The organism is Streptomyces sp. NPDC002896, assembly GCF_040295225.1.
Taxonomy (GTDB): domain Bacteria; phylum Actinomycetota; class Actinomycetes; order Streptomycetales; family Streptomycetaceae; genus Streptomyces.
Map to the genome: position 1 here is coordinate 293319 of NZ_JBEOVA010000005.1, position 26765 is coordinate 320083.

General features: G+C 72.0%; 23 protein-coding genes. 17 read left to right on the forward strand and 6 right to left on the reverse strand.

The window, feature by feature from the left end:
- Nucleotides 1–85 precede the first annotated feature (85 nt).
- The 11 genes from ABT009_RS10795 to ABT009_RS10845 all read left to right on the forward strand — a co-directional run bounded on the left by ABT009_RS10795 (nt 86) and on the right by ABT009_RS10845 (nt 11057).
- Nucleotides 86–976: an SRPBCC domain-containing protein gene (locus ABT009_RS10795; RefSeq protein ID WP_351291828.1), complete on the forward strand. Its 891-nt coding sequence runs from the start codon at nt 86–88 to the stop codon at nt 974–976.
- Between the two features lie 174 nt (nt 977–1150).
- Nucleotides 1151–1939, forward strand: coding sequence for an aldose epimerase family protein (locus ABT009_RS10800; protein WP_351291830.1), 789 nt, complete (start codon nt 1151–1153; stop codon nt 1937–1939).
- A 10-nt stretch (nt 1940–1949) separates the two neighbouring features.
- Entirely contained in the window at nt 1950–2498 is a 549-nt protein-coding gene (gene pyrE, locus ABT009_RS10805; protein ID WP_351291832.1) for an orotate phosphoribosyltransferase, read from the forward strand.
- A 267-nt stretch (nt 2499–2765) separates the two neighbouring features.
- Nucleotides 2766–3788, forward strand: coding sequence for a class II fructose-bisphosphate aldolase (fbaA, locus tag ABT009_RS10810; RefSeq protein ID WP_351291834.1), 1023 nt, complete (start codon nt 2766–2768; stop codon nt 3786–3788).
- A 102-nt stretch (nt 3789–3890) separates the two neighbouring features.
- Nucleotides 3891–4304 carry a DUF3151 domain-containing protein gene (locus ABT009_RS10815; RefSeq protein WP_351291836.1) on the forward strand — a complete coding sequence of 138 codons (414 nt, stop codon included), beginning with the start codon at nt 3891–3893 and terminating at the stop codon, nt 4302–4304.
- 154 nt (nt 4305–4458) lie between these two features.
- Nucleotides 4459–5307 (forward strand): tryptophan 2,3-dioxygenase, encoded by an 849-nt coding sequence (locus ABT009_RS10820; RefSeq protein ID WP_351291838.1) that lies wholly within the window; start codon nt 4459–4461, stop codon nt 5305–5307.
- Nucleotides 5300–6556, forward strand: a complete 1257-nt coding sequence (gene kynU / locus ABT009_RS10825) for a kynureninase (protein ID WP_351291840.1) — start codon at nt 5300–5302, stop codon at nt 6554–6556. Before ABT009_RS10820 ends, kynU begins: the two co-directional genes overlap by 8 nt.
- A 149-nt stretch (nt 6557–6705) precedes the next feature.
- A complete protein-coding gene (locus ABT009_RS10830) occupies nt 6706–7575 on the forward strand; it encodes an alpha/beta hydrolase (RefSeq protein ID WP_351291842.1) in 870 nt (289 codons plus the stop codon).
- A 124-nt stretch (nt 7576–7699) separates the two neighbouring features.
- Nucleotides 7700–9067, forward strand: coding sequence for a sensor histidine kinase (locus ABT009_RS10835; RefSeq protein ID WP_351291844.1), 1368 nt, complete (start codon nt 7700–7702; stop codon nt 9065–9067).
- Nucleotides 9064–9729, forward strand: a complete 666-nt coding sequence (locus ABT009_RS10840) for a response regulator (protein ID WP_351291846.1) — start codon at nt 9064–9066, stop codon at nt 9727–9729. The genes ABT009_RS10835 and ABT009_RS10840 overlap by 4 nt, the downstream gene beginning before the upstream one ends.
- 110 nt (nt 9730–9839) lie before the next feature.
- Nucleotides 9840–11057, forward strand: coding sequence for a cytochrome P450 (locus ABT009_RS10845; protein ID WP_351291848.1), 1218 nt, complete (start codon nt 9840–9842; stop codon nt 11055–11057).
- Nucleotides 11058–11167: 110 nt separating this feature from the next.
- Here ABT009_RS10845 and ABT009_RS10850 read toward each other — a convergent pair whose 3' ends face one another.
- Entirely contained in the window at nt 11168–12787 is a 1620-nt protein-coding gene (locus ABT009_RS10850) for an ABC transporter permease (RefSeq protein ID WP_351291850.1), read from the reverse strand.
- A complete protein-coding gene (locus tag ABT009_RS10855; protein ID WP_351291852.1) occupies nt 12784–13701 on the reverse strand; it encodes an ABC transporter ATP-binding protein in 918 nt (305 codons plus the stop codon). Before ABT009_RS10855 ends, ABT009_RS10850 begins: the two co-directional genes overlap by 4 nt.
- 113 nt (nt 13702–13814) lie before the next feature.
- Between ABT009_RS10855 and ABT009_RS10860 the strand changes: the two genes are divergently transcribed.
- Nucleotides 13815–14378, forward strand: coding sequence for a GbsR/MarR family transcriptional regulator (locus ABT009_RS10860; RefSeq protein WP_351291854.1), 564 nt, complete (start codon nt 13815–13817; stop codon nt 14376–14378).
- A 295-nt stretch (nt 14379–14673) separates the two neighbouring features.
- Here ABT009_RS10860 and ABT009_RS10865 read toward each other — a convergent pair whose 3' ends face one another.
- Nucleotides 14674–15642, reverse strand: coding sequence for a diacylglycerol kinase (locus ABT009_RS10865; protein WP_502989843.1), 969 nt, complete (start codon nt 15640–15642; stop codon nt 14674–14676).
- 331 nt (nt 15643–15973) lie between these two features.
- Between ABT009_RS10865 and ABT009_RS10870 the strand changes: the two genes are divergently transcribed.
- Nucleotides 15974–17257: an adenylosuccinate synthase gene (locus ABT009_RS10870; protein WP_351291858.1), complete on the forward strand. Its 1284-nt coding sequence runs from the start codon at nt 15974–15976 to the stop codon at nt 17255–17257.
- A 140-nt stretch (nt 17258–17397) separates the two neighbouring features.
- Here ABT009_RS10870 and ABT009_RS10875 read toward each other — a convergent pair whose 3' ends face one another.
- Complete coding sequence (locus tag ABT009_RS10875; protein ID WP_351291860.1) at nt 17398–18936, reverse strand: substrate-binding domain-containing protein; 1539 nt, start codon at nt 18934–18936, stop codon at nt 17398–17400.
- 130 nt (nt 18937–19066) lie between these two features.
- Complete coding sequence (locus ABT009_RS10880) at nt 19067–21352, reverse strand: serine/threonine-protein kinase (protein ID WP_351292185.1); 2286 nt, start codon at nt 21350–21352, stop codon at nt 19067–19069.
- Nucleotides 21353–21550: 198 nt separating this feature from the next.
- On the opposite strand from ABT009_RS10880, the gene ABT009_RS10885 reads away from it, so the two are divergent.
- The 3 genes from ABT009_RS10885 to ABT009_RS10895 all read left to right on the forward strand — a co-directional run bounded on the left by ABT009_RS10885 (nt 21551) and on the right by ABT009_RS10895 (nt 24670).
- Nucleotides 21551–22906 (forward strand): aspartate aminotransferase family protein, encoded by a 1356-nt coding sequence (locus ABT009_RS10885; RefSeq protein WP_351291862.1) that lies wholly within the window; start codon nt 21551–21553, stop codon nt 22904–22906.
- A gap of 265 nt (nt 22907–23171) precedes the next feature.
- Nucleotides 23172–23897 (forward strand): GntR family transcriptional regulator, encoded by a 726-nt coding sequence (locus ABT009_RS10890; RefSeq protein ID WP_351291864.1) that lies wholly within the window; start codon nt 23172–23174, stop codon nt 23895–23897.
- A 122-nt stretch (nt 23898–24019) separates the two neighbouring features.
- Complete coding sequence (locus ABT009_RS10895) at nt 24020–24670, forward strand: putative DNA-mimic protein (protein WP_351291866.1); 651 nt, start codon at nt 24020–24022, stop codon at nt 24668–24670.
- A gap of 557 nt (nt 24671–25227) precedes the next feature.
- Here the strand turns inward: ABT009_RS10895 and ABT009_RS10900 are convergent.
- On the reverse strand, nt 25228–26043 hold the full coding sequence (locus ABT009_RS10900) for an SLATT domain-containing protein (RefSeq protein WP_351291868.1): 816 nt from the start codon (nt 26041–26043) through the stop codon (nt 25228–25230).
- 296 nt (nt 26044–26339) lie between these two features.
- Here ABT009_RS10900 and ABT009_RS10905 point away from each other — a divergent pair, with 296 nt between their 5' ends.
- Complete coding sequence (locus ABT009_RS10905; RefSeq protein WP_351292187.1) at nt 26340–26684, forward strand: YbaB/EbfC family nucleoid-associated protein; 345 nt, start codon at nt 26340–26342, stop codon at nt 26682–26684.
- The last annotated feature ends 81 nt before the right edge of the window (nt 26685–26765 follow it).

Genomic DNA, 26765 nt, shown 5'->3' on the forward strand with positions numbered 1-26765 from the left:
TGCCGGCGTTGCTCGGTTCGCAATGTGTGGGACTTCTGCGCGGACGCAGGTACAGGGGGCGGTTGTCGTGAGTAGGCTCGGCGGCATGGAGCATGAGGTGTTCGTTCCGGTTCCGGTGGAGCCTCTGCGGGAGGTGCTGGAGGACCCCGTGCGGGTCGCCCGCGCGGTCCCCGGGCTCCAACAGGATGCGGGGGAGCCGCCCGTGTCCGGCCGCCTCAAGGTCCGCATCGGCGGCCACACGATCACGTACCGCGGTGCGCTGCGGCTCAGCGGGCAGGCCGACGGGTCGTACGCCGTCGAGGGCGAGGCCACGGAGGCCCGGGGCACTGGCGGCATCAAACTCGCCCTGACGCTTGGCCTCACCCCCACGGACGAGGGCACGACGCTCGCGTTCAGCGCGACCGCGACCGCGGACGGCCGCGCCGCCGAACTCAGCCCCGAGTCGGTGGAGTCGGGGGTGCGGCGGCTGCTGAACCGGTTCGGGGAGGGATTGGCGGCGGGGGCCGGGCCCGGCGCCGGTTCGGAAGTGGTTGAGGACGCCTCGGACTCCGAGGGTGCGAGGCCGGCCGAGCCAGTGGAGGCTGAGCCGGCGGAGGCCGGGCCCGCGGAGGCCGGGCCCGCGGAGGCCGGGCCCGCGGAGGCCGGGCCCACGGAGGCTGAGTCCTCAGAGCCTGCGGAGCCCGGAGTGTCGGTCTTCGAGCCCGAGGTGCCGCCGTCGTCGCTGGATCCCTTCGCGGAGGACGAGGAGGTGCCGGGGGCCGAGCCTCCGGCGGAGGCCGCGCATGCGCGTCGGACGATGATCGGGCGCAGCGCGGAGGAGGTTGACCATGCGCCGCCGCGCGGGCGGTACGCGCCTGTGCCGGCGCCGGAGTCGATCTCCACGACGGCTACGTTGCGGTGGGTGGCGCCGGCCGCGGCGCTCGTCGTCGCCTCGGCGATCGTCGTGGGCCGGGCGCTGCGACGGCGCCGGGGCTGATCTCCTCTTTGTGGCCGTTGCGGGCAGGCGTTCCGCAGGGCTGGGGCGCCTCCCAGCGTTAACTGGGGGAGGGTGGGCGCAACCCACGACGGCGGGCGCCCTCGCGTCGTACCTGTGGCGCGGCCCCGCCGGGGCCCCGGAGCTCGCGCCGGGACGGCGCGTAGGGTCGGCAACGTGAGTAGTGGAGACATCACGCTGACCGCGGGCAACGCGGAGGTGACCGTGCAGCCTGCCAACGGCTGCCGACTCGGAAGTCTGCGGACCGCCGGCATCGAACTGCTGCGCCAGGGCGACCGCTACGGCTGCTTCCCCATGGTCCCGTGGTGCGGCCGGATCAGGAACGGCCGCTTCCGGGACGGAGCCGTCGTCCACCAGATGCCGCTCAACGCCGCACCGCACGCCATCCACGGCACGGCCCGCGACGGCAAGTGGCGCACGGGCCGCGTGGAGGAGTCGTCGGCCGTGTTCACGTACGACCTCACGGACCCCTGGCCCTACCCGGCGCGCCTCACCCAGGTCGTCGAGCTGGCGGAGGACGCGCTGACGCTGACCATGTCCGTCGAGACGTACGAGTCCACCTTCCCGGCCCAGGCCGGCTGGCACCCCTGGTTCAACCGCAATCTGGGCGGCGAGGACGTGCGCCTGGACTACGCGCCGGCGTGGCAGGAGGAGCGCGGCAGCGATCATCTGCCGACCGGGCGGCGGATCGCCCCGCGGCCGGGTCCCTGGGACGACTGCTTCGGGATGCCCGACGGCGTCGATGTCACCCTGACCTGGCCCGGGCAGCTGGAGCTGAACGTCAAGAGCCGCGAGCAGTGGGTCGTCGTCTACGACGAGCAGAAGGAGGCCGTGTGCGTGGAGCCGCAGACCGGGCCCCCCGACGGCCTCAACTCGGCCCCGCGCTTCGTCACCCCTCTCGAGCCGCTGGAGACGGCGACGACCTGGACCTGGCGGCGCCTTTAAGCTGACAGGCATGAGTGACGTACGCGGCGCGCTGCTGCAGCAGATCAAGGACAAGGCCGTGGTGCACGGCAAGGTGACCCTCTCCTCGGGTCTTGAGGCCGACTACTACGTGGACCTGCGCCGGGTCACCCTTGACGGCGTCGCCGCACCCCTGGTCGGTCAGGTCATGCTCGACCTGACCGCCGAGCTCGAGTACGACGCGGTCGGCGGCCTCACCATGGGCGCCGACCCGGTCGCCGCGTCGATGCTGCACGCGGCCGCCGCCCGTGGAAAGACCCTCGACGCGTTCGTCGTGCGCAAGGCCGCCAAGGCCCACGGCATGCAGCGGCAGGTCGAGGGTCCGGAGATCAAGGGCCGCCGCGTCCTCGTCGTCGAGGACACGTCGACGACCGGCGGCTCGCCGCTCACCGCCGTCGAAGCGGTCCGGGCGGCCGGTGCCGAGGTGGTCGCCGTCGCGACGATCGTCGACCGCGCGACCGGGGCCGCCGAGAAGATCTCCGAGGGCGCCGGTGTGCCGTATCTCTTCGCCTTCTCCAAGGACGAGCTGGGGCTCGACTGAGGGCGGATCCGACCGGCCACTACGGAATGCATGCAGTCGACGTCAATTCGTGACGCGGTGGCGGAGGTCCGTCATTAGGTCTCTGACCTGCGGCTTTGTTGGAGGGCGGGGGGTTTCACGTGAAACCTTCCGCCCTTTGCGCGTAGAAGGTCCCGTCCGTGGCTGGAGGAATCCGCCAGGTCTGGAAAGATGTGCCACGACGATGACGTCGCCCCCTAGGTCAGGGCTCCGAAGCAAGCCGACCCGCACATCACAAGGAGCGGACAGATGCCCATCGCAACCCCCGAGGTCTACACCGAGATGCTCGACCGGGCGAAGGCAGGCAAGTTCGCCTACCCGGCCATCAATGTGACCTCCTCGCAGACCCTGCACGCGGCGCTGCGCGGCTTCGCGGAGGCGGAGAGCGACGGCATCATCCAGATCTCCACCGGTGGCGCGGAGTTCCTGGGCGGCCAGTACAGCAAGGACATGGTGACCGGCGCGGTCGCGCTCGCCGAGTTCGCGCACGTCGTCGCCAAGAAGTACGACATCACCGTCGCGCTGCACACCGACCACTGCCCGAAGGACAAGCTGGACGGCTATGTCCGCCCGCTGCTCGAGATCTCCGCCGAGCGCGTCAAGGCCGGTCAGAACCCGCTCTTCCAGTCGCACATGTGGGACGGCTCCGCCGAGACCCTCGCCGACAACCTGGCCATCGCCCAGGAGCTGCTCGCCAAGGCCGCCGCCGCCAAGATCATCCTCGAGGTGGAGATCACCCCCACCGGCGGTGAGGAGGACGGCGTCACCCACGAGATCAACGACGAGCTGTACACCACCGTCGAGGACGCGATCCGCACCGCCGAGGCGCTCGGCCTGGGTGAGAAGGGCCGCTACCTGCTGGCCGCCTCCTTCGGCAACGTCCACGGCGTCTACAAGCCGGGCAACGTCGTGCTCCGCCCCGAGCTGCTCAAGGACCTGCAGGCCGGCGTCGCCGCGAAGTTCGGCAAGCAGGACCCGTTCGACTTCGTCTTCCACGGCGGTTCCGGCTCCACGGCCGAGGAGATCGCCACTGCCCTGGAGAACGGCGTCGTGAAGATGAACCTCGACACCGACACCCAGTACGCCTTCACCCGCCCGGTCGCGGACCACATGTTCAAGAACTACGACGGCGTGCTGAAGGTCGACGGCGAGGTCGGCTCCAAGAAGACCTACGACCCGCGTACCTGGGGCAAGTCCGCCGAGGCAGGCATGGCCAAGCGCGTCAGCGAGGCCTGCGCCAACCTGCGCTCCGCCGGCACCAAGCTGAAGTAACAGCCTGCATGACCGGCTGAGTCTTCGGCTGCCTGTGCGTATCCGGGCCCGGCACCCCCCAGGGGTGCCGGGCCCGTCTGCGCGGCAAGGCAGACTGGGGCCATGGCCATTCACGAGAATCTGCTCGGGGGACCGCCCCCGACCCATCTGCCCGACGACCCGGAGCCCCGTGAGCTCCTGGCGAGCGGGGCGGCGCCGGCCGACGTAGCCGCGAAGCACCCGACATCGTCGCTGGCCTGGGCTCAGCTGGCCGACGACGCGTTCCAGGGCGGCCGTGTCGTCGAGTCGTACGCGTATGCACGCACCGGTTACCACCGGGGGCTGGACGCGCTGCGCCGCAGCGGCTGGAAGGGCCACGGCCCGGTGCCGTGGGAGCACGAGCCGAACCGCGGCTTCCTGCGTGCCCTGCACGCCCTCGCCCGCGCCGCGCAGGCGATCGGCGAGCAGGAGGAGTACGAGCGCTGCTCCCAGTTCCTGAAGGACTCCTCGCCGACGGCGGCCCAGACGCTGAGCTGAGCCCCGCGGTACCCCTGAGACCCGTCTGGCCAAAGTGACCCAGGCGGGTCTTGCCGTCTCCGGGGGCCGTTGCGAAAGAATGCCTGTGGGGACCGGGGCCCCCGTGCCGGCACGGCAGGGGCGGACCGCTACCTGGAGTCCACAGGAGACAGAAATGTCCCACGAGGTGATCCATGGGGACGGGGCGCACGAGCCCGAGACCCCCAACCTCGACTTCGCAGGCACCACCCCGTACGAGGACTACGTCCAGGCGGACGTCCTCACCCACCTCCAGCACCCCCTCTCGGACGACCCGGGAGAGATGGTCTTCCTGGTGACCACCCAGGTCATGGAGCTGTGGTTCACGGTCATCGTCCACGAGTGGGAGACGGCGTCGCGGGCGCTGCGCGAGGACGATCTGCCGGTGGCGCTGGCGGCGCTCAAGAGGTCCGTACGCGAGCTGGAGGCCCTCAACGCCTCCTGGACGCCGCTCGCCGGGCTGACCCCCGCACAGTTCAACTCGTACCGGTCGGCCCTCGGCGAGGGCTCCGGATTCCAGTCCGCGATGTACCGGCGGATGGAGTTCCTGCTCGGCGAGAAGGCCGCGTCCATGCTGGTCCCGCACCGGGGCGCGCCGCGTGTGCACGCCGAGCTGGAGAAGGCGCTGCAGCAGCCGAGCCTGTACGACGAGGTGCTGCGGCTGCTGGCGCGCCGCGGGTACGCGATCCCGGCGGAGGTCCTGGAGCGGGACCTCGCGCTGCGGTACGAGCCGTCGGCCGGGGTCGAGGCGGTGTGGACCGAGCTGTACCGCGGTGAGCAGGACGCGGAGCTCGTACGGCTCGGCGAGGCCCTCACCGATGTCGCCGAACTGGTGTGGCGCTGGCGCAACGACCATCTCGTCGCCACCCGCAGGGCCATGGGAGCCAAGACCGGCACCGGCGGCTCCGCGGGCGTGGCCTGGCTGGAGAAGCGCGCCTCGAAGAACGTGTTCCCCGAGCTCTGGACGGCGCGCAGCCATGTCTGAGACGCCCGAGGAGAGGTACGACGAGAAGGCGGCGAAGGCCGCGCTGGCGGCGAAGCTGGATGCCGCGGACGAACTGGCCGGGCTGCGCGACCGGTTCGTGCTCGACACTGCATCTGATCATGCGGGCGGCGCCGCGGGCGTCTATCTGGACGGCAACTCGCTGGGTGCGCTGCCGTGCGCAGTGCCCGGGCGGGTCGAGGACGTCGTACGCCGCCAGTGGGGCGAGCTGCGCATCCGGTCCTGGGACGAGAGCGGCTGGTGGACGGCGCCGGAGCGGATCGGCGACCGTATCGCGCCGCTGGTCGGGGCCGCGCCGGGGCAGATCGTGGTCGGCGACTCCACGAGCGTCAACGTGTTCAAGGCGCTGGTGGCCGCTGTGCGTATGGCGGGTGAGAGTGGTTCGTCGCCGCGGGACGAGATCGTCGTGGACGCCTCGACGTTCCCGACGGACGGCTATATCGCCGAGTCGGCGGCCCGGATGACGGGGTGCCGCCTCATTCCGGTCCTCCCCGCCGACGTGCCGGGCGTGCTCGGTCCGCGTACGGCCGCCGTGCTGCTCAACCACGTCGACTACCGGACGGGCAGGCTGCACGACCTGCCCGGACTCACCGCCGCCGTGCATGCAGCGGGCGCCCTGGCCGTGTGGGACCTGTGCCACAGCGCGGGCGCGCTGCCCGTGGAGCTCGACGCAGGCGCTGTCGACCTTGCTGTCGGCTGCACGTACAAGTACCTCAACGGCGGGCCGGGTTCCCCTGCGTATCTGTACGTGCGCAGGGAACTCCAGCCGCGCTTCGACTCGCCGCTGCCCGGCTGGACCTCGCACGCCGAGCCGTTCGGGATGCGCCCCGAGTACGAGGCCGGAGCCGGTGTGGTGCGCGGCCGGGTCGGCACCCCCGACATCCTGTCCATGCTCGCCCTGGAGGCGGCGCTCGAGGTCTGGGAGGGAGTCTCGGTCAAGGCGGTCCGGGCGAAGTCGCTCGCGCTGACGGACTTCTTCCTGGAGTGCGTGGACGCGTACGTCCCTCAGGGGCTCGTCGAGTCGGTCACGCCCTCGGCTCACGCGGAACGCGGCAGCCAGGTCGCGCTGCGGTGTGCGCGTGCGGGTGACGTGATGCGGCAGCTCATCGAGCGCGGGGTCATCGGCGACTACCGGGCGCCGGACATCCTGCGGTTCGGCTTCACACCGCTGTACGTGGGCTTCGCGGATGTGGAGAGGGCGGCTCGGGTGCTGGGGGAGGTGCTGGGCTGAGCGGCGCCCGTTGCGGGCAGTTGCTCTAGGGCAGCCGCTCCAGGGCAGCGGCTCCGACAGGGCGCCTGTCCGCAACGGGGGTGGCGCGGCGGTGGGCCGTGGCGCTGATAATGTCCCGGCCAACCGCCGGAGCGCTGAGAGGTTGGATCATGTCGGAGGACGCCGCGCGCAGTGCCGCGGAAGAGGAGTCGGCCTTCTCGCATCCCGCCGTCCCGCCGGACGCCACCGTCACCTACGGCGACCATCCCGACCAGGTGATCGACCTCTACGCACCCCGGGACGGGGCCCCGTCGGCACCGCTCGTCGTCGTCCTGCACGGCGGCGCCTGGCGCGCCCCGTACGACCGGGGGCACATCACGCCCTTCGCGGACTTCCTGGCCCGCCGGGGCTTCGCCGTGGCCAACGTCGAGTACCGGCGGGGCAGCCTGATCCCCGCGCAGGGCGGCGAAGGGCCCGTCGCAGGGCGCTGGCCGGAGACCTTCGACGACGTCGCCGCCGCGCTCGACGCGCTGCCCGCGCTCGTACGCGAGGTGCTGCCGCAGGCCGATGCGCGCCGCACCGTCGTCACGGGCCACTCCGCGGGCGGACATCTCGCGCTGTGGGCCGCCGCGCGCCATCTTCTCCCCGAGGACGCGCCGTGGCGGACCGCGCGGCCCGCGCTGCTGCGCGGGGTCGTCGCGCTCGCACCGATCGCCGACTTCGCGGTCGCCCGCAAGCTGGACGTGTGCTCGGGAGCGGTGGAGCAACTCCTCGGTGGGGACGAGACGTTCGCGGAACGGCTGCCGTACGCCGATCCTGTCGCGCTGCTGCCCACGGGGATCGCCACCACGCTCGTCCAGGGCCGGGGCGACATCGACGTGCCCCAGCAGGTCGCCGAGTCGTACGCGGACGCAGCGGCGAAGGCGGGCGAAGTGGTGGGGCTGACGTTGCTTGAGGGCGTGGGGCACTTCCCGCTCATCGATCCGGCGGCGGACGCGTGCGCCGTGGTGGCGGAGGAGATCGCGCAGCTGGCGTGGTGAACGCGCGGCCGGGCGCCGCCGGCTGTGGGCGCGCGCCGTGCCCGAAACTCCTCCGTAGTACCTGAGACGGACCCGGCAGGACCGTTCTTTCTGCTGACGACTCCCGGGCGGGCGCGGCCCTACCTTGCTGTACGTGACCGAGACCCGTACCCAGCCCCTCGCGGCGGGCAAGCCGAAGTCCCGCAGTCCCGAGTACCACCTCGCCATGGGGATGCTCAGCGGACTGCGCACGGACCTGTTCCACGACGCGTTCGCGTATCGCCTGCTGCCTCCCATGAGCGCCGACGGCCCGCTGGTGCGCCGGTTCCCGCGACGGCTGCGCAGGTACACGCCCTGGACGCCGCACGCGTTCGTGGTGGCGAGCGCACTGCTGACGCTGATCATCGGGGTCGAAACCACCCGGTACTACACCAGCGATTTCGTGGCCCTGATGGTCGGCCTCATACCCGCGAGCGCGATTCTGACGACTCTCGTCCGGCCGGTCGCCGCGTTCTGGGCGTCCCTCGCGGTGACGCCGTTCGTCAGCGTCCTCGCCGGCAGGGGCGAATGGCCGTGGTCGCACAGCACGTTCTTCGCGCACCTGGTGGTCCTGACGGTCGTCGCGGCCCGGACGCGGCCGCGTATCGCCGGCTGGATGTGGGTGGTGACCGCCCTGTACGCGCTGCTCGCCGAGGCCGTGGTGCCGGTGAGTTACTACGGCTCCGACACCATGCCGTTCCTCTTCTTCTCCGCGATGGCGCTGCTGGTCGTCACCGTCCGGCACGTCCGCCGCGAGGCGGCGAAGGAGGTCACCGCGCAGCAGACCGTCACCGCACACGAACGCTCCAAGCGCACCCTCCTCGAGGAGCGCACCACCATCGCCCGCGAGCTCCACGACGTCGTCGCCCACCACATGTCGGTGGTCGCCATCCAGGCGGAGGCCGCGCCCTACCGCGTCGAGAACCCGCCGCCCGAGCTCGAGCAGGCCTTCGCGACGATCCGCGAGAACGCGGTGGCCGCGCTCACCGAACTGCGCCGCGTCCTCGGTGTCGTACGGGCAGAGGACTACGAGGCCCCCGACGCGCCGCAGCCGACGCTCGCCGACCTCGACGGGCTGCTCGCCAACGTGCGGGAGGCGGGCCTGCCCGTGGAGAAGACGGTCACCGGAGCCGTCCGTGAACTGCCGCAGGGCGTCGAGCTGTCCGCGTACCGCATCGTGCAGGAGGCGCTCAGCAACGCGCTGCGGCATGCGCCGGGGTCGACCGCGCGCGTCGAGATCGGTTATGTCCTCGGCGGCCTCGGCCTGCGCATCGTCAACGGCCCCTCGCCCACGCCCGCGATGGTGAAGTCCACGCATGGCGCCGGTCACGGCATCACCGGCATGCGTGAGCGCGTCGCGATGCTCGACGGCGAGATGACGGCGGAGGCGACGGCCGACGGCGGATACGAGGTGACTGTCTTCCTTCCGGTTCCGGCGGCGGAGGAGACCGCCGCGGAAAGGGGTCTCCGGTGACCATCCGGGTGCTGATCGCCGACGACCAGATGATGGTGCGCGAAGGCTTCTCGGTCCTGCTGAACGCGATGCCGGACATCGAGGTCGTCGGCGAGGCAGTCAACGGCCGGGAGGCCGTCCAGCGGGTACGTGAACTCGCGCCCGACGTCGTCCTGATGGACATCCGGATGCCGGAGATGAACGGCATCGAGGCAACCCGCGAGATCGTGGCGGCGGACGGTGCCGCCAAGGTGCTGGTGCTGACGACGTTCGACCTCGACGAGTACGTCTACCAGGCGCTGCGTGCCGGGGCCTCCGGCTTTCTGCTCAAGGACGCATCCGCCCGGCAGCTCGCGGACGGCGTACGCGTCGTGGCGGCCGGAGAGGCGCTGCTCGCGCCGAGCGTCACGAAGCGGCTGATCACCGAGTTCTCGAAGCTCGCGGACGCACCGACGCTGCCTGCGGTCAGCCGTGGCGCGTACGGGGAGCTCACCGAGCGTGAGACAGAGGTGCTGGTGCTGATCGCGCAGGGGCTCTCCAACGCGGAGATCGCCGAGCGGCTGGTGGTGGCCGAGTCGACGATCAAGACGCATGTGAGCCGGGTGCTGGTGAAGCTGGGGTTGCGGGATCGCACGCAGGCCGCGGTGTTCGCCTACGAGGCGCGGTTGGTCACCCCGGGGTGAGGCCCTGGGCGCCCCGGGGGCGGGTGGGCGTTTCCTTTGTGCCGCTCCGCTGCACCCGCACCCCGCCGCTCCGCTTCCCCGCTCTGTGGGGAAGCGGTTAGCGTCCCCGCATGGACGCACTGTTCGACCCGTTCGACCCCTGGTCGCCCGACTTCGTCGCCGACCCCTATCCCGCCTACGCGGAGCTGCGTGCCCGTGGCCGGGTGCACTTCTACGAGCCCACCAACCAGTGGCTGGTGCCGCGCCACGCGGACGTGGCCGCACTGCTGCGCGACCGGCGGCTGGGCCGCACCTACCAGCACCGCTTCTCGCACGAGGAGTTCGGCCGCCAGGCCCCACCGGCCGAGCACGAGCCGTTCCACGTGCTCAACGACCACGGCATGCTCGACCTCGAGCCACCGGACCACACTCGTATCCGCCGCCTGGTGTCGAAGGCGTTCACGCCGCGTACCGTCGAGGAGTTGCGTCCGTATGTGCACCGGCTCGCGTCCGAACTGGTCGGCGGGCTGGTCGCGGACGGCGGCGGCGATCTGCTCACCGCGGTCGCCGAACCGCTGCCCGTCGCCGTCATCGCCGAGATGCTCGGCATCCCCGAGGCGGACCGCCCGCAGCTGCGGCCCTGGTCGGCGGACATCTGCGGGATGTACGAGCTGAACCCGCCCGAGGAGACGGCCCGCCGCGCGGTGCAGGCGTCGGTCGAGTTCTCCGCGTATCTGAGGGACCTGATCGAGGCGCGGCGCAAGGAGCCGGGTGAGGACCTGATCTCCGGGCTCATCGCCGCGTACGACGAGGGCGAAAGGCTCACCGAGCAGGAGATGATCTCCACGTGCGTGCTGCTGCTGAACGCGGGGCACGAGGCCACCGTCAACGCCACCGTCAACGGCTGGTGGGCCCTCTTCCGCCACCCCGACCAGCTCGCGGCCCTGCGCGCCGACCGCTCGCTGCTGCCCACGGCCGTGGACGAGCTGCTGCGCTACGACACGCCGCTCCAGCTCTTCGAGCGCTGGGTGCTCGACGACATCGAGATAGGCGGTACGACGATCCCGCGCGGCTCCGAGATCGCCATGCTCTTCGGCTCCGCCAATCGCGACCCGGACGCCTTCGCCGACCCCGACACGCTGGACCTGGCCCGCAAGGACAACCCGCACATCTCGTTCAGCGCGGGCATCCACTACTGCATCGGCGCCCCGCTCGCCCGTATCGAACTCGCCGCCTCCCTGGGGGCGTTGCTCGACCAGGCCCCGACGCTCCGGCCGGCGGCCGAGCCGGAGCAGAAGCCGAACTTCGTCATGCGGGGGCTGAAGGAGCTGCGGGTCGAGCTCGGTTGATCATCCCGGCCCAGAGCCGCCCCACAGCTCAGGGATCACCGCGCCCCGGCGCCGGCCCTTCGGGGAAGGGCCGGCGCACGGCGCCCTCCCCACCCCGGCGCCGGCAGGCGTCAGGCCGACATGTCCCTCCGCCGCAACCCCACCAGGCCCCCCACCGCCAGCGCCACCGCGATCACGGTCAGCGCCACCACCGGCGTCCACGCCATCTCCGGCCCGGGCAGCTTCGGCAGATGTCCGAACGGCGACACGTTCATCACCGCCTGGGGGATGTCGAGCGCCGGGCCGATCCAGCCGAGTACCAGGGCCAGGCCCGCGGCCGCCCAGCCCGCCGCCACCGACGCCCTCGGGAACACGCCGTACAGGAACAGGGCGAGCGCGCCGAGTGTCCAGATCGCCGGGACCTGGAGCAGGGAAGCGCCCAGTACGGAGCCGAACTCCCTGCCATAGCCCAGTGCCAGGCCGAGGCCGCCGACCAGCATGATCAGTACCGCGCCGCCGAAGGCGATGAGCAGGTGGCCGCTCGCCCAGCGCAGCCGGCCGACCGCGTTCGCCAGTACGGGCTCGGCGCGCCCGGAGGTCTCCTCGCCGTACAGCCGCAGGACGGACTGCACCACGTACAGCGCGGCGACCATGCCCAGCATGCCGACCATCGCGGCGAGGAACGCGTCGGTCAGGCCTGCCTGGCCGCCCATGCGCTCGAAGATCTCGCGGGCGTCCTCGTTGTCGCCGACCAGGTCGGCAGCGCCCTCCGTCATCCCGCCGAAGACGAGTCCCGCGAGCAGGAAGCCGACGCCCCAGCCGACGACGCTGCCGCGCTGCAACCGCCAGGCCAGTCCGGCGGCGGTGGCGATCCGGCCCTCGGCCGGGCCCGGCCGGGTCGGCAGGAAGCTCATCCCGGCGTCGCGCCGCTCCGTGAGGACGTAGCCGATGCCCAACTGGATCACGACGGCCGCCGTGAGCAGCGCCAGCACCCACCAGCGCTCGTCCGCGTACGGCCGGGCGTTCTCGGCCCAGCCGAGCGGCGACAGCCAGGTCAGCACGGATGAACCGTCGTCGCTCGCGGAGTCGCCGGTGGCCCTCAGCAGGAAGGCGGCGCCGAGCACCGCGGCCGTGAGGCCCCTGGCGAACCGGGCGCTCTCGGTGAGCTGCGCCATGATCGCCGCCATGCCCGCGAAGAGCATGCCGATGCCACCGATGGCGAGGCCCAGCGCGAGTGCTCCCGCCGAGCCCTGACCGGACAGTCCGGCGGTGATGAGCAGAGCCACCGCCGCGTTGGCGACCAGTGCGGCGAGCAGCGCGGCCGTCAGGGGCGCCCTGCGGCCCACCACGGCGGAGGCCAGCAGCTCATGGCGGCCGGTCTCCTCTTCCTCCCGGGTGTGCCGGACGACGATCATCAGGCTCATCACAGCTGCCAGTACGGCCGCGAAGCCGCCGAACCGCCATGCGACGATCGCGCCGAGGGAGTCGCCGAAAACCGGCCCGTACATCGCGCGCATCGAGCCGTTGGCACTCATGTCCGCTGCCAGCTCCGCACGCTTGGCGGCCGTGTCGTAGAGCTGCCCGATGGACGAGACGCCGCTGACGACCATCAGGGCGACCACGGCCACCCACACCGGCATCATGACCCGGTCGCGGCGCAGCGCGAGCCTCAGCAGGGTGCCCGTCCCGGCCAGTTGACCAGTGCCCCCGCCCACCCGCGCGCCGAACCTTGCTTCGGTGACGGCGGTCATCGGGCCATCGCCTCTTCCCCGTCGGACCGGGCGTCGTCCTGGTAGTGGCGGAGGAACAGCTCTTCCAACGTCGGCGGGGTCGAGGTCAGGGACCGCACGCCCGACTGGGTCAGCGACCGCAGTACGGCGTCCAGCTTGTCGGTCTCGACCTGCAGCCTGACCCGGCGGCCCTGTACGTCGAGGTCGTGCACGCCCGGCAGGTGTGAGAGCCCGTTGGGCGGACCGGCGAGTTCGGCCGTCACGCTCGTACGCGTCAGATGCCTCAGGTCCGCGAGCGAGCCCGACTCGACGGTCCGGCCCTTGCGGATGATGCTCACCCGGTCGCAGAGCGCCTCGACCTCGCTGAGCACATGGCTGGAGAGCAGCACGGTCCGCCCGCGCTCGCGCTCCTCGGCGACGCAGTTCTGGAAGACCTCCTCCATGAGCGGGTCGAGGCCGGAGGTCGGCTCGTCGAGGATCAGCAGGTCCACGTCGGATGCGAAGGCGGCGACCAGGGCGACCTTCTGCCGGTTGCCCTTGGAGTACGTGCGCCCCTTCTTCGTCGGGTCGAGTTCGAACCGCTCGACGAGGTCCGCTCGCCGCGCCTTGTCGAGCCCGCCGCGCAGCCGCCCGTAAAGGTCGATGACCTCGCCGCCGCTCAGGTTCCGCCACAGGGTGACGTCGCCGGGGACGTAGGCGACCCGGCGGTGCAGTTCGACCGCGTCGGCCCAGGGGTCCATGCCCAGCATCTGCGTGGCGCCGGAGTCGGCGCGCAGCAGCCCGAGGAGGACGCGGATGGTGGTGGACTTCCCGGATCCGTTGGGGCCCAGGAAGCCGTGGACCTCACCTGCCTCGACCTCCAGGTCGAGACCGTCCAGCGCGCGGGTCCTGCCGAACGACTTGTGCAGGCCCGAGACAGTGATCGCCTTCGTCATGCTTCAGAAGCTACGGTACTTTCACAAAGTTGTGAAGTTAAGGAAGCGTATAAACTCGACCGGGCGTGGGGGAGGAGCGACGTGGGGGCGGCAGCAGGGGAGATGATCCGGACATGACGCGACAGAGCGAGGCCGCCGAACGGGCCGGACGAGCCCCTGAGCCCGGCGAGCCCGTCGAGCACGGGGAGGCCGCGACCGGGGCACGGAACGAGGAGGCCGTCTCGCGGTTTGTGGAGCGCTTCGCCTCGCAGCTCGTCGAGGCCGGGATGCCGCGGATGCCCGCCCGGGTCTTCGCGGCCCTGCTGTCCTCCGACTCCGGCGTGCTCACCTCCGCCGAACTCGGCGAGCTGCTCCGGATCAGCCCGGCCGCTGTCTCCGGCGCCGTGCGCTATCTGGCGCAGCAGCACATGGTCTCCCGCGAGCGCGAGCCCGGCTCACGCCGCGACCGCTACCGCGTGCACAGCAACCAGTGGTACGAGGCGCTGACCAACCGGGACTCGCTGATCAGACGCTGGGAGGACGCCCTGCGCGAGGGCGTCACCAGCCTCGGCCCCGACACCGCGGCCGGCCGCCGACTGGCCGAGACCCTGGCCTTCTTCGACTTCCTCCAGAACGAACTGACCGAGATGATGGAACGCTGGCGGGTCCACAGGGAGAAGGTCTTCGGCTCGGGTTGAGTGCTCGGGTTGAGTGCTCGGGTCGAGCGCCCGGGCTGAGCGCCCGGGCTGAGCGGGCGAGCCGCGCTGCGCCGGCCAGCTGGGCGCCGGTGCCCGCCCGATCGAGAGCTGCGCCCGCTCGACGCCGGGCACCCTGCGCCTGCCGGTCGAAGGCTGCGCGGCGGGCCCGCCGGGGTCCTGCGCCGGCCCGCTGGGGGCTCGTGCCCGCCGGGCGGGCACTGGCCTCCGCCCCATCGGGATCTGCCACCGGCCCGCCGGGGCCGGTCGCGCGCCCCGCTGCGGCCGGGTGCCGTCGCTAGCCCGCGGGCACCGTAAGCCCCCACGCCCGAGGCAGCACCGTCCACGTGCGGGTCCGTACGGGCCCCGCCACCAGCGCGTCCGCGCGATAGCGGAAATCCGCGCCGGACACGGTGATGATCCGCCCCAGCGCATGAAGGGGGGAGGCCTCCGCCCCCACCGACGAGGGGCGCACCTCGATGCGGGCCCGCCCAGCCGTGCCCGGCGTGACCGAGACCGCCTCGACCGGATGGTCGAGGTCGATCAGCGTGACGCCGTCCACCTCGATCCTCAGCCGCGCGGGCGCCACCCCACCAGGCGGCGCCGAAGCAGCCTTCGGCGGCCGGACCGCCAGCGTGCGGACGAGCGACTGGCAGGTCGACAACAGCCAGTGCCCGGCATGCCCAGCGGGCCCGAAGCTGCCCCGGCCGAATCCCGCGGCCCCGCCGGATTCCCCGGTCTCGCTTCGTCCGCCCGCCCCATCCGCGCCGCCGGACCGGCCGGATCCTCCGGGCCACCCGGGCACGCCGAAGTCCGCCCCGCCGGACCTTTCCGCCCCGCCGAATTCCGTAGAACCTCCTGACCCGCTCCCCGGTCTCCCCTGCCCACCGGACCGGCCCAGCGCTGCGAAGCCGCCGGATCCACCGAACCGCCCAGACCACCCGGACCCGGAGAACACGGAGCCGGACCCGGACCCCGCGGTCCCGTCGCCGTCATCCGACGCCGCCGGATCTCCGCCGACGGGAGGGATCCGCAGATCCCCGATCACCACCCCGTCCCGGTCGTCCACCAGCAGATCCAGCCGCCGCTCGACGCCCTCCAGTACGGCCCGTGCCGCCGCCACCGCCCCCGTGGGCACCCCGAGCGCCTCCGCCAGCGACAGTGAGGCGCCCACCGGCACCAGCGAGAGCACGGCCGAGGCCAGCTCCCGCTCACGGTGCAGAAGGGCGACCGTGCGCGCCAGGGCTCGGTCGTCGCCGATCACCACGGGCCGCCGGGACCCTCGCCGGGCAAGAGCCCTGGCAAATTCCTCGGGCCCGTCAGGGAGACAGACTTTCGTCGCCGCACCCGCGCTGAGCACGTCTTTCGCAATCCGTACCGACTCGCCATCGCTGCGCCGGGCCACTGGATCGATGACCACAAGCAGCTGGTCGGAAGCCGCCACCTCGGTCCTGCCTCGCTTCCTCGGGTAGCATCTTGGTGCAAGAGCCCCTTTGCGCTATTGCGCCCAGGGGCTTCGTCTATTCCGGGGCACACCGGTACGGGCGGCTTCGGCCCCCTGACCCTGGACATGCCCCGCCCGGAAGGGGTGTACGCCTGTGCCCGCACTTGTGCTGCTCGGTGCTCAGTGGGGTGACGAAGGCAAGGGAAAGGCCACCGACCTGCTCGGTGGATCCGTGGACTATGTGGTGCGCTACCAGGGCGGCAACAACGCCGGCCACACGGTGGTCGTCGGCGACCAGAAGTATGCGCTCCACCTCCTCCCTTCCGGAATCCTCTCCCCGGGATGCGTCCCGGTCATCGGCAACGGTGTCGTCGTGGACCCGTCGGTACTGCTCTCCGAGCTGAGCGGACTGAACGAGCGCGGCGTGGACACGTCGAAGCTGCTGATCAGCGGTAACGCGCACATCATCACGCCGTACAACGTCACCGTCGACAAGGTGACGGAACGCTTCCTCGGGAAGCGGAAGATCGGCACCACCGGCCGCGGCATCGGCCCGACGTACGCCGACAAGATCAACCGCGTCGGCATCCGCGTCCAGGACCTCTACGACGAGTCGATCCTGCAGCAGAAGGTCGAGGCGGCCCTCGACGTCAAGAACCAGCTGCTCACCAAGCTCTACAACCGCCGTGCGATCTCCGCGGACCAGGTCGTCGAGGAGCTGCTCGGCTACGCCGCCCAGATCGAGAGCTACGTCGCCGACACGACCCTGATCCTCAACGACGCCCTCGACCAGGACAAGGTCGTCCTCTTCGAAGGCGGCCAGGGAACGCTGCTCGACATCGACCACGGCACGTACCCCTTCGTCACCTCCTCGAACCCGACCGCGGGCGGCGCCTGCACGGGCACGGGCGTGGGCCCGACGAAGATCAGCCGGGTCATCGGCATCCTGAAGGCCTACACGACGCGCGTCGGCGCGGGCCCCTTCCCGACCGAGCTGTTCGACGCGGACGGCGAGGCGCTGCGCCGCATCGGCGGCGAGCGGGGCGTCACCACCGGCCGTGACCGCCGCTGCGGCTGGTTCGACGCGGTCATCGCGCGCTACGCGACCCGCGTGAACGGCCTGACCGACTTCTTCCTCACCAAGCTGGACGTCCTCACCGGCTGGGAGCAGATCCCGGTCTGCGTCGCGTACGAGATCGACGGCAAGCGCGTCGAGGAACTCCCGTACTCCCAGTCCGACTTCCACCACGCGAAGCCGGTCTACGAGACGCTGCCGGGCTGGTCCGAGGACATCACCGGCGCCAAGTCCTTCTCCGACCTGCCGAAGAACGCCCAGGCATACGTGAAGGCACTGGAGGAGATGTCCGGCGCACCGATCTCCGCGATCGGCGTGGGCCCGGGCCGGGACGAGACGATCCAGATCAACTCGTTCCTCTGATCCCTCGGTCTGCTGAGGCGCCCCGCGCGGGTGCCGCGAGTGCGCCCCTGGTCCGGTCCGGACCGGGGGCGCCTTGCTGTGTCACGGGCGGCGCCGTTCCGGGGCTGTCTTGGCGCGTACCGGCTTCGCCGCCCCGGTCGTCACCCGTCCTCGCCACAGATCCGCAGCCCCTCCGGCGTCGCGCACGGCAGGTGGCCGTGGGTGCGGATGACGTCCTGGCCGCTGCCTCGGCTCATGTAGGCGAGGAAGCTGGAGGCGAGGGAGTCGGCGGGTGGCTGGCCGTAGGTGTAGCCGTACTCGATCTCGCGGTATGGGTAGCCGTCGTGGGCGCCGTGTTCGAGGGCGTCCAGGGACGGCTCCCTGTTGTCGAGCTTCAGGCGGTGGAGGCCCTTGAGGCTGGTGGCGGCGCGCAGCTCGCTGTAGCCGATGGCGCCGGGGACCTTGGCCACCGTATTGAGGACCTGCTCGGTGCTGTCGAGTTCGCAGCGCGCCACCGGGGCGTCCTTTGTGTCCTTGTTGACGCAGTCGAGCGAGGTGTTGGCGAGTTCGCCGGTTTCGAGGACGCGGCGCTGGAAGACCTGCCGGGTGCCGGAGTTCGCGTCGCGGCTGACCAGGCGTACGGGCAGGTCGGGGCCGCCGAGCTGCTTCCAGTTGCGGATCTCGCCGCGGTAGATGCGGCGTACGTCGGAGAGCTTGAGGTTCTTCAGCGGGACGTCGTCGTTCAGGACGAGGGCGAAGACCGACACGGCGACCCGGCTTTCGCGCAGCTGCGGATAGCCGCTCGGCTTCGGGCCGTCGGAGAGCGTGATGACCGCCGGGGAGCCGCCCTTCGCGTCCGCGCCCGCCTCGGCGAGGGCGCGGATCCCGGCGGTGCTGCCGTGGGTGTCCACCGTGACGGTGGAACCCTCGCAGTCCTTCTCGTACTTGTCGGCGAGCTCCTCGATCACCGGGGCGAAGGCCGTGGAGCCCATGACCCGCAGCTCGCCCGTGGCGCAGCCCATCGGGGGCCGGGAGTCATCGCGTACGACGATGATGCCGGCGAGGACGACGACGCAGACGGTGAGCAGCACGGTGATGACGCGGGCCGCGCGGCTGAACAGCGGGGGCTTGTCGTCCGGTGTGGTGGACCGGTTGGGCTTGACCTCGCCCTCCTTGATGCCGCCCTCGATGCTGACCGCGCGGCCGACGCCGCCGCCGGAGAGCACGAGCAGCAGTTTGTAGTGCTCGCCCCTGTTGAGCGGGACGCGGGGGATACAGAGGGTGGCGCCTTCGTAGCGCAGGCCCGCGGCCTCGGTGAAATGGCTCATCAGGTGGGGGGAGGTCCGGGGCACGCTGACGACGACGCCCCGTATGGTCCGCTCCGTGAAGATCGCTTCCAGGCCGTGCAGTTCGTGCCGCGTGTAGTCGCTCTCGTCGATGCTCTGCGAGCCGTCGTTCTCTATCCGCAGGAGGACGAGTGTGGCGTCCTCCATGCCGGGGGCCTCGGCGAACCAGCCGAGGCGAACGTTCGCCCGGCCGTTGTGGCCGTCCCGGCCTATGGGGGTGTCGAGCTGGATCCGGTAGCCGATGCGTTTGCGGCGGGGTACGCGGCGCTCGTACCAGAGCACGCCGGCCGAGGTCAGCACACCGAGCACGGCGGTGCCGACGGCCACGATGTTCTCGGCGCTGAGCCACTCCACGACGTTCCCCCCGCCCCCTCATCGCCGGTTACCGGCTCTTCGGTCCGGTTACCGTACGGGCCTCCGGCCAGGGGCGGAACGGTTGTCCTGAATGGTCGTCAGATGTTCGTCCGGAGTTCAACGAGGGTGGTCAGCCGGCCTTCGTGTACGTCAACTGCTCGCCGGTTTCCGTGTTCACGCGCCGGAGGCGGCCGTCCGGCAGGATCGTGAGAGTGGTGGCGGCGCCGGGCGTGCAGGAGGACGCGGGTTCGCCGACCGTCACCGTCGACGGGCCGATACGGAGGGGCCCGTCGCCGGACGGGGCGGACGCGAGCTCCGCCTGGAACACGCAGTGATACGTTCCGCCGCCCTCGGCAGGCCCGTCCGCTGTCAGCGAGAGCACGGTGTCGCCGACCTCGCCCTGCTGGATGACGAGACGGCGGGTGTTGTGGCCGGCGTCGTTGTCGATGCCGCCGGTCCAGGCACCGAGGTACTTCTCCGGCACCCGGCCGTCGGCGGAGGCGCTCGGGGACGTCTGCGGCGTCCCGGGGCTCCCGGACCCGGGAGTCCCGCTCGTCCCGGGCGTCTGCGAGCCCGGCTCCCTCTGGCTGCTGGACGAGGCCGACGGCTTGGCGTCGCCCCCGGCGAGCGGTTCGCCGTCGCCCTTCATCACCGCATAGACGGATCCGCCCGCACCGACCGCCACGACGAGAGCGGCCGCGACCAGGGCGATGGTCGTGCGACGGCTTCTGGGCGGGGGCTCGTGCCCGCTCCCGGGACCCCCGACGATGGTGCCGTACGGGGGCGGGGTGCCGCCCGGTCCGTATGGGGAGACGGCGCCTGGTCCGTTCGGGAGCGTGGGCGCGGTGCCGCCAGGCTCGTAGGGGGATGTGGCGGCGCCGCCCGGGCCGTACGGGGGTGTGGAGCCGCCGTACCCGCCTGGCTGCGGGTAGCCGTAGGCCGAGGGGTGAGGCTGGGAATGGCCCTGCGGATAGCCGTACCCGGGCGCAGCGGGGTGGCCCGCGGGCCGCGGGGCGGGGATGGGCGCGGAGCCGGAGATCTGCGTGGGGAGGTGGTCGACAGGGGTCGCCTGCCCGGGGGTGCCGGGCTGGGGCACGGTTCCCTCCGGTCCGGCAGGGCCCAGGTGCTGTGCGCCAGCGGTGCTCGCGCTCTGTGCTCCGGCAGGGGCGTTCCCTTGTGTTCCGGCGGGTCCGGGGCCGTGCGCGCCCGCGGGCGCAGGCCCTTGGGCTCCGGCCGGCGCCGCCCCCGCCCCCTGGCCTTCGGCCGGCCCAGGCCCATGGGCCGCAGCCGGCGCACCGTCGCGAACAGCGGGGTGCGTCCCGGCGGGACCTGCTCCTTGTACCGCAGCGGGGCCACCCTCTTGGGCCGCGGCCGCCGCGGCCCCCGACGCCGCTGCGGAACCGTATCGCCACGCTCCCGCGGAATCCGTCCCCGGGGCGCCCGCCGGCGGTCCTCCCTCGGGCCGCGCGGTCCCGGCCCCCGCCAGGCTGCCACCCGCCGGATTCTCCGTCTCCAGCAACTGCACCGCATGCCGCCCCAGTTGGGCGACCAGCGTGCTCGGCAGCCACGGGTCGCGGGCGCGGCCGTCGCCGACCGTGTCCTGCGCACCCGTGCGGTCCAGGATGTCGTCGAGGGTCGGGCGGGCGGCCGGGTCCTTGCGGAGGCAGTCGCGGACCAGGTCGGTGAGGCGTTCGGGGAGCCGGTCCAGGTCCGGTTCCTCCTGGGCGATACGGAACATCAGCGCGTGCACACCGCTGTTGGCCGTACCGAAGGGCAGCTGTCCCGTCGCCGCGTAGGCCAGCACCGAGCCGAGGCAGAACACGTCGCACGCCGGAGTGATCCGGTCGCCCCGTACCTGCTCGGGAGCCATGAAACCGGGGGAGCCGACCAGCGCGCCGGTGCGCGTCAGGCCCCCGTCCGTCACGGTCTCCAGGGCCCGCGCTATGCCGAAGTCGATGACGCGCGGCCCGTCGATGGTCACCAGCACATTGGACGGCTTGAGGTCCCGGTGGATGAGGCCCGCCGAGTGGATGTCCTTCAGCGCGTGCGCGAGCCCGGCCGCGAGGATACGCACGGAACGTTCCGGCAGCGCCCCGTGGTCATGGGACACGACGGCCCCCAGGGACGGCCCGGCGACATACCCCGTGGCCACCCACGGAATCGCCGCCTCGGTGTCCGCGTCGAGCACCGGCGCCGTCCACTGCCCGCCGACCCGCCGCGCGGCCTGCACCTCGAGCCGGAAGCGGTTCCTGAACTCCTCCTGCTCGGCGAGTTCCTGGCGGACCAGCTTGACTGCGACCGTGCGCCCCCGGTCCGAGCGGGCCAGATAGACCTGGCCCATGCCTCCCGCACCGAGCCGCGCCAGCAGCCGGTACGCCCCGATTTCCTGCGGATCCCCCGGCCCCAGCTTCTCCAGTGCCACGGCTCCCCCTCCCCCCGGTCCGTACGTGCTCCCCAAGCACATGCCCCCGCACGTGCAGCAGACCGAGAATAGTGCGGGCCCCGGCGCGATGAGCAGTGCCGCGCCAGGCCCGACACACTGTCGCGGAAAGCGCCGGACCGCAGACAGGACGCCGATACCGGATAGGTGCCCGCCACACCTACGCTCGCGCCCATGACCCCTCAGACCTCTTCCCAGGCCGGCGCCGCCGTGAAGGCCGCGGACCGTGCGCACGTCTTCCACTCCTGGTCAGCGCAGGAGCTCATCGACCCGCTCGCCGTCGCCGGAGCCGAGGGGTCGTACTTCTGGGACTACGAAGGCAACCGCTACCTGGACTTCACCAGCGGGCTCGTCTTCACGAACATCGGATACCAGCATCCGAAGGTCGTCGCGGCCATCCAGGAGCAGGCCGGGAAGCTCGTCACCTTCGCGCCCGCCTTCGCCATCGAGGCCCGCTCGGAGGCCGCGCGCCTCATCGCCGAGCGGACCCCCGGCGACCTGGACAAGATCTTCTTCACCAACGGCGGCGCGGAAGCCGTGGAGAACGCCGTCCGCATGGCCCGTCTGCACACGGGCCGCCACAAGGTCCTCAGCGCATACCGCTCCTACCACGGCGCGACCTCGACGGCGATCAACGTCACGGGCGATCCGCGCCGCTGGCCGTCCGACAACGGCTCGGCGGGCGTCGTGCACTTCTGGGCGCCGTTCCTCTACCGGTCGCCGTTCCACGCGGAGACCGAGGAGCAGGAGTGCCAGCGCGCGCTGCAGCACCTCGAGGACACGATCGCCTTCGAGGGCCCGGCGACGATCGCCGCGATCATCCTCGAAACGATCCCCGGCACGGCCGGGATCATGGTGCCGCCGCCCGGCTACCTCGCGGGCGTCCGCGAGATCTGCGACCGCTACGGCATCGTCTTCGTCCTGGACGAGGTCATGGCGGGCTTCGGCCGTACGGGCACCTGGTTCGCGGCCGAGCACTTCGACGTGACGCCGGACCTGATGACGTTCGCCAAGGGCGTCAACTCGGGGTACGTGCCCCTCGGCGGGGTCGCGATCTCGGGCGCCATCGCCGAGACGTTCGCCCGCAGGCCGTACCCGGGTGGGCTCACGTACTCCGGCCACCCGCTGGCCTGCGCGGCCGCCGTCGCGACGATCGACGTCATGGCGGAGGAGAGTGTCGTGGAGCGCGCCGCGCACCTCGGTGCGACCGTGCTCGGGCCCGGCCTGCGCGAGCTCGCCGAGCGCCACCCGAGCGTCGGCGAGGTGCGCGGTCTTGGGGCGTTCTGGGCCGTGGAGCTGGTCCGGGACCGGGAGACGCGGGAGCCGCTGGTGCCGTACAACGCGGCAGGGGAGGCCAACGCGCCCATGGCGGCGTTCGCCGCCGCCGCGAAGAAGCACGGGCTGTGGCCTTTCCTGAACATGAACCGCACCCATGTCGTGCCGCCGTGCACGATCTCGGAGGCCGAGGCGAAGGAGGGGCTGGCGGCGCTGGACGAGGCGCTGTCCGTGGCGGACGAGCACACCGTCTGAGCGGGTTGGCTGCCGCCGGCCGCCGGAGTCAGGTGCGACGCCGGGCGACCGCCGTCGTGGGTTGTGCCCACCCTCCGCCAGCTACCGCTGGGAGGTGCCCCCAGCCCAGCGGTTGCCCACAACGGTGACGGCGGAGCCCCGACCCGCCCACCGGCCGGTGGCGAACCAGCCACCGGCCGGAGGTCCTCACCGGTGCACTCCGGTGCACACCGCACCGATCCGCGTAGGCTGATCTGCCATAAGCGACACGGAGAGGGACCTCACCATGCGCGGCAGCGCCGTCACCCGCAGCACTCTGCGCCAGCAGATCGCCGACGCGCTCCGTGACGAGGTACTCGCCGGCCGCCTCAAGCCGGGCCAGGAGTTCACCGTCAAGGAGATCGCCGAGCAGTACGGCGTCTCGGCGACCCCGGTCCGCGAGGCCCTCGTCGATCTCTCCGCGCAGGGCCTGCTGGACTCCGTCCAGCACCGCGGGTTCTGCGTCCACGAGTTCTCGCTGGCCGACTACCGCAGGCTCGTCGAGGCCCGCGGCCTCCTCGCGGACGCGATGTTCCGGGATATCGATGCCATCCGCATCCGACGCGAGGCGACGTCACCGCCCACAGACGAGTCCGGCGCTCCCGTACAGAGGCGGGAGGCCATCGTCGCGACCTTCATCGCCGTACGCCGCCGAGGAGAGGAGGCCCGGCGCGCCGCGGTCGCCGGCGACCTGATCGTCCTCATCGGCTACGACATCCGCTTCTGGCGCGAGCTCGCCTCGCTGTTCGGCAACCCGTACCTCTCCGACTTCTCGAACCGCCTGCTCGTCCAGTCCTGGGCCTGCGCGGTCGGCCATCTGCGCCGCGTCGACGACCTCAAGGGGCTTTTGTGGTCCGGCCACACCGACCTCATCGACGCGTTCCTGCGCCGCGACAGAAGCGCCGCGTACTCGATCGTCGCCGACTACCACGAGCACTCCCTCGCGCTCCTCGAGCGACTGGCGGCCGAATGAGCGCAGGCCCGGGGGAGTGGGCCGACGGTGTCTGGATATGGGATCTGCAGCAGGGCAGCTGAGGGACAGGCTCCGGCACTACGCTGCCCTGACCACCGTGAAGTGCTATGCGAGGAGATCCCTTGGCCTGTGACCTCTGGCTGGTCCCGCTCGTCGACGTGCTGTGCCACAGCCCCGACAACCCGTTCGCCGAGGAACTCGCGATCTACGACAAGGCACTGGACGAGGCCGGACTGCCGCCGGTCCCGGTCTACGCGTACATGCCGGGCCTGTCCGGGGACGTGGCTCCCGTGGCGGGCTTCGACTACGACGCGCTGCACTTCCTGCGCCGCGCGTATCTGCTCCAGATCTGCGGGCTGGCCGTCACTCCCGTCGACGAGCTGGGCGGCGACTACGAACAGCTCTTGGAGATGTTCGAGTCGACGGCACAGCAGTCCCACCTGGTGTGGCACTACGACCACGCGGGCGCCTACGTCCCCGTGGACTTCCCCTCACCCCTGACCAACGACGAGCTCCTGGCCGGGGGCGGTCCGCTGGGCTCCTCGCACGCGCTCCTGCGGGAGCTGGAGTACGTGGCCCCCTCCATAGGCATCGATCCCGCCAATCCTCCGGCGGCCCCGCTGCCGCCTGCGGCGCCCACGGCCCTGGAGGAACCGGCGGCCCCGCCTCCGCGCGACGACAGCCCCTTCGCGCGGGAGCGCCACGTGTGGCTGGGCCTCCACGCGGCCGCAACCCGAAGCCTTGCCCAGGGCTCCATGATCGTCTTCAGCTGAGACCGGCCACCGGCCGGTGGCCGGCCGCGTATGCACGGAACGACGTGCCTGGCGGTGCGCCCGCAGCAACTGGTCACCGTCGGGTAGCCGCGTACGCACGGAAGGGGACGTGCCGGGATGTGCGCCCGCTGGAGGTACCTCCCAGGCCTTTAAGGCACTGGGGGAGGCTGGCGCAACCGTTCGGCACCGGCCAACGACGTACGGCCGGTGCCGGACCGAGGACGTACATCCCGGCGCGGCCCGACCCGAAGCCAGGAGAAGGCGCACCACCAACGGCGCCGCAGCCGCGAGAGCGGCCGCATCGGGAACGGTGAAGGCGTACCGCGAGCGGCGCCGCAGCCGCGAGAGCTGCCGCACCCGGAACGGTGAGGGCGACCCACGGCCTCGGGCCGCCCCGGCCCCGATCCGGTGGCCCGGCCCCGATCCGGTGGCCCGGCCCCCTCCGGTGGCCCGGGGTCCGAGCCGCTGGCCCGGGGCCGGAGCTGCCGGCCGGGGCGCCGCCGGCCCGGCGCCCGGCGGCGCCCCCAAAAACACGGCCGCCCCCAAGGCGGGAGCCGTCACCGCGGCTCCGGCGGCCGCTGCCGCGGCATGTTCGGGCGGGTCCCCGGCGTAACCGGCGCCCCGAGGAGCCGCCCCGCCGACGGCCCCTCGGGCACCCGCGCCCCACCGTCCCCACCGGCGCCGACCCCGGCGCCCAGCGTCCCCAGTGGCGCCACCCCCGACCGGAACTGCAGCATCCAGTCCGCGGTCTCGGCCCGCACCAGCTCCGTCAGATCCTCCGAGAACCGCCGCAGCACCCCCAGGCACCGCTCGGCGGCCTCCCCGGCCGTCCCCTCGGTGGGCCCCAGCACCTCCCGTACGCACTCCGAGGCCCAATCGAACTGCAGCGCCTGCAGCCGCCGCTGCACGGCCTGTGCCGTGGCCACGTCCCGCATCCACCCGGACGTCAGCCCGAAGTACCGGTCGGCCAGGGCGCACGCCAGTGCGAGCAGCAGGGCCAGACACCCCCAGGGCGCCACTCCGCCGACCACCCGCGTCAGATCGAGGACCGGCAGCGCGGCCCCCACGACCCCGCCCAGGGCCGTCCCGGCCCGCAGCGCACGCGCGCCGCGCCGCTTCCAGGCCCGGTCCCTCAGATACCACTCGGCGGTGGTCAGCGCGCCCCGCTCCACCCAGCGGTACAGCTCGTCTAGCCGCTGGGCAGGCTCGCCCCAGTCCCCGAGAGGGAACGGCCGCCCCGCGAGGTCGTCCCGCCGGGGGCCGCCACGCTCTCCGCGCCCGGACCCATCGAACTCACCTGAATCTCCGGACCCTCCACGCTCGCCCCGCCCCACCTGGGGCGGCCCCTCGGACTGCATCTCCGGCTGGCTCACCCGGCACTCCCTACCTGCTGCTCTGCTGCAGTACGTGATGAACGTGCGATGAATGTGCGGCGCCTGATGCTGAAGCGCGGCACCCTTCCTACCGCCCAATGGGTGGGCATGAGGCCTGTTTCGAGGTCTTTCCGCCCGGAAGGGGGGCTTGATCAGATATAGGGGTTCCCTCCGCGTCACTCGAAAGAGTGCTGGAGCGCGCGCCACCCTGACCACGTAGGCTCGTGCCAGGTGAAGAACAGCGGAATCCCGGCAAGAATCCGCTTCCCAGTCCCAGCCAGTCCCAGGAGCTGATCGTGATCCCCGGTGGTGGCCAGCCCAACATGCAGCAGCTGCTGCAGCAGGCCCAGAAGATGCAGCAGGACCTCGCCCAGGCGCAGGAGGAGCTCGCGGCGACGGAGGTCGACGGCCAGGCAGGCGGCGGCCTCGTGAAGGCGACGGTGACCGGCTCCGGTGAGCTGCGCGCCCTCGCGATCGATCCGAAGGCGGTGGACCCGGAGGACACCGAGACCCTGGCCGACCTGATCGTCGCGGCGGTCCAGGCGGCGAACGAGAACGCACAGGCGCTGCAGCAGGAGAAGCTGGGCCCGCTGGCCCAGGGCCTCGGCGGCGGCAGCGGCATCCCGGGCCTTCCCTTCTAGGACCAGGCGCGGCCAACTACCGTACGTACCAAGGGCGAAGCAGCACGGCACGTACAGAAGCAGCAAAAGGAAGGCAGTCCG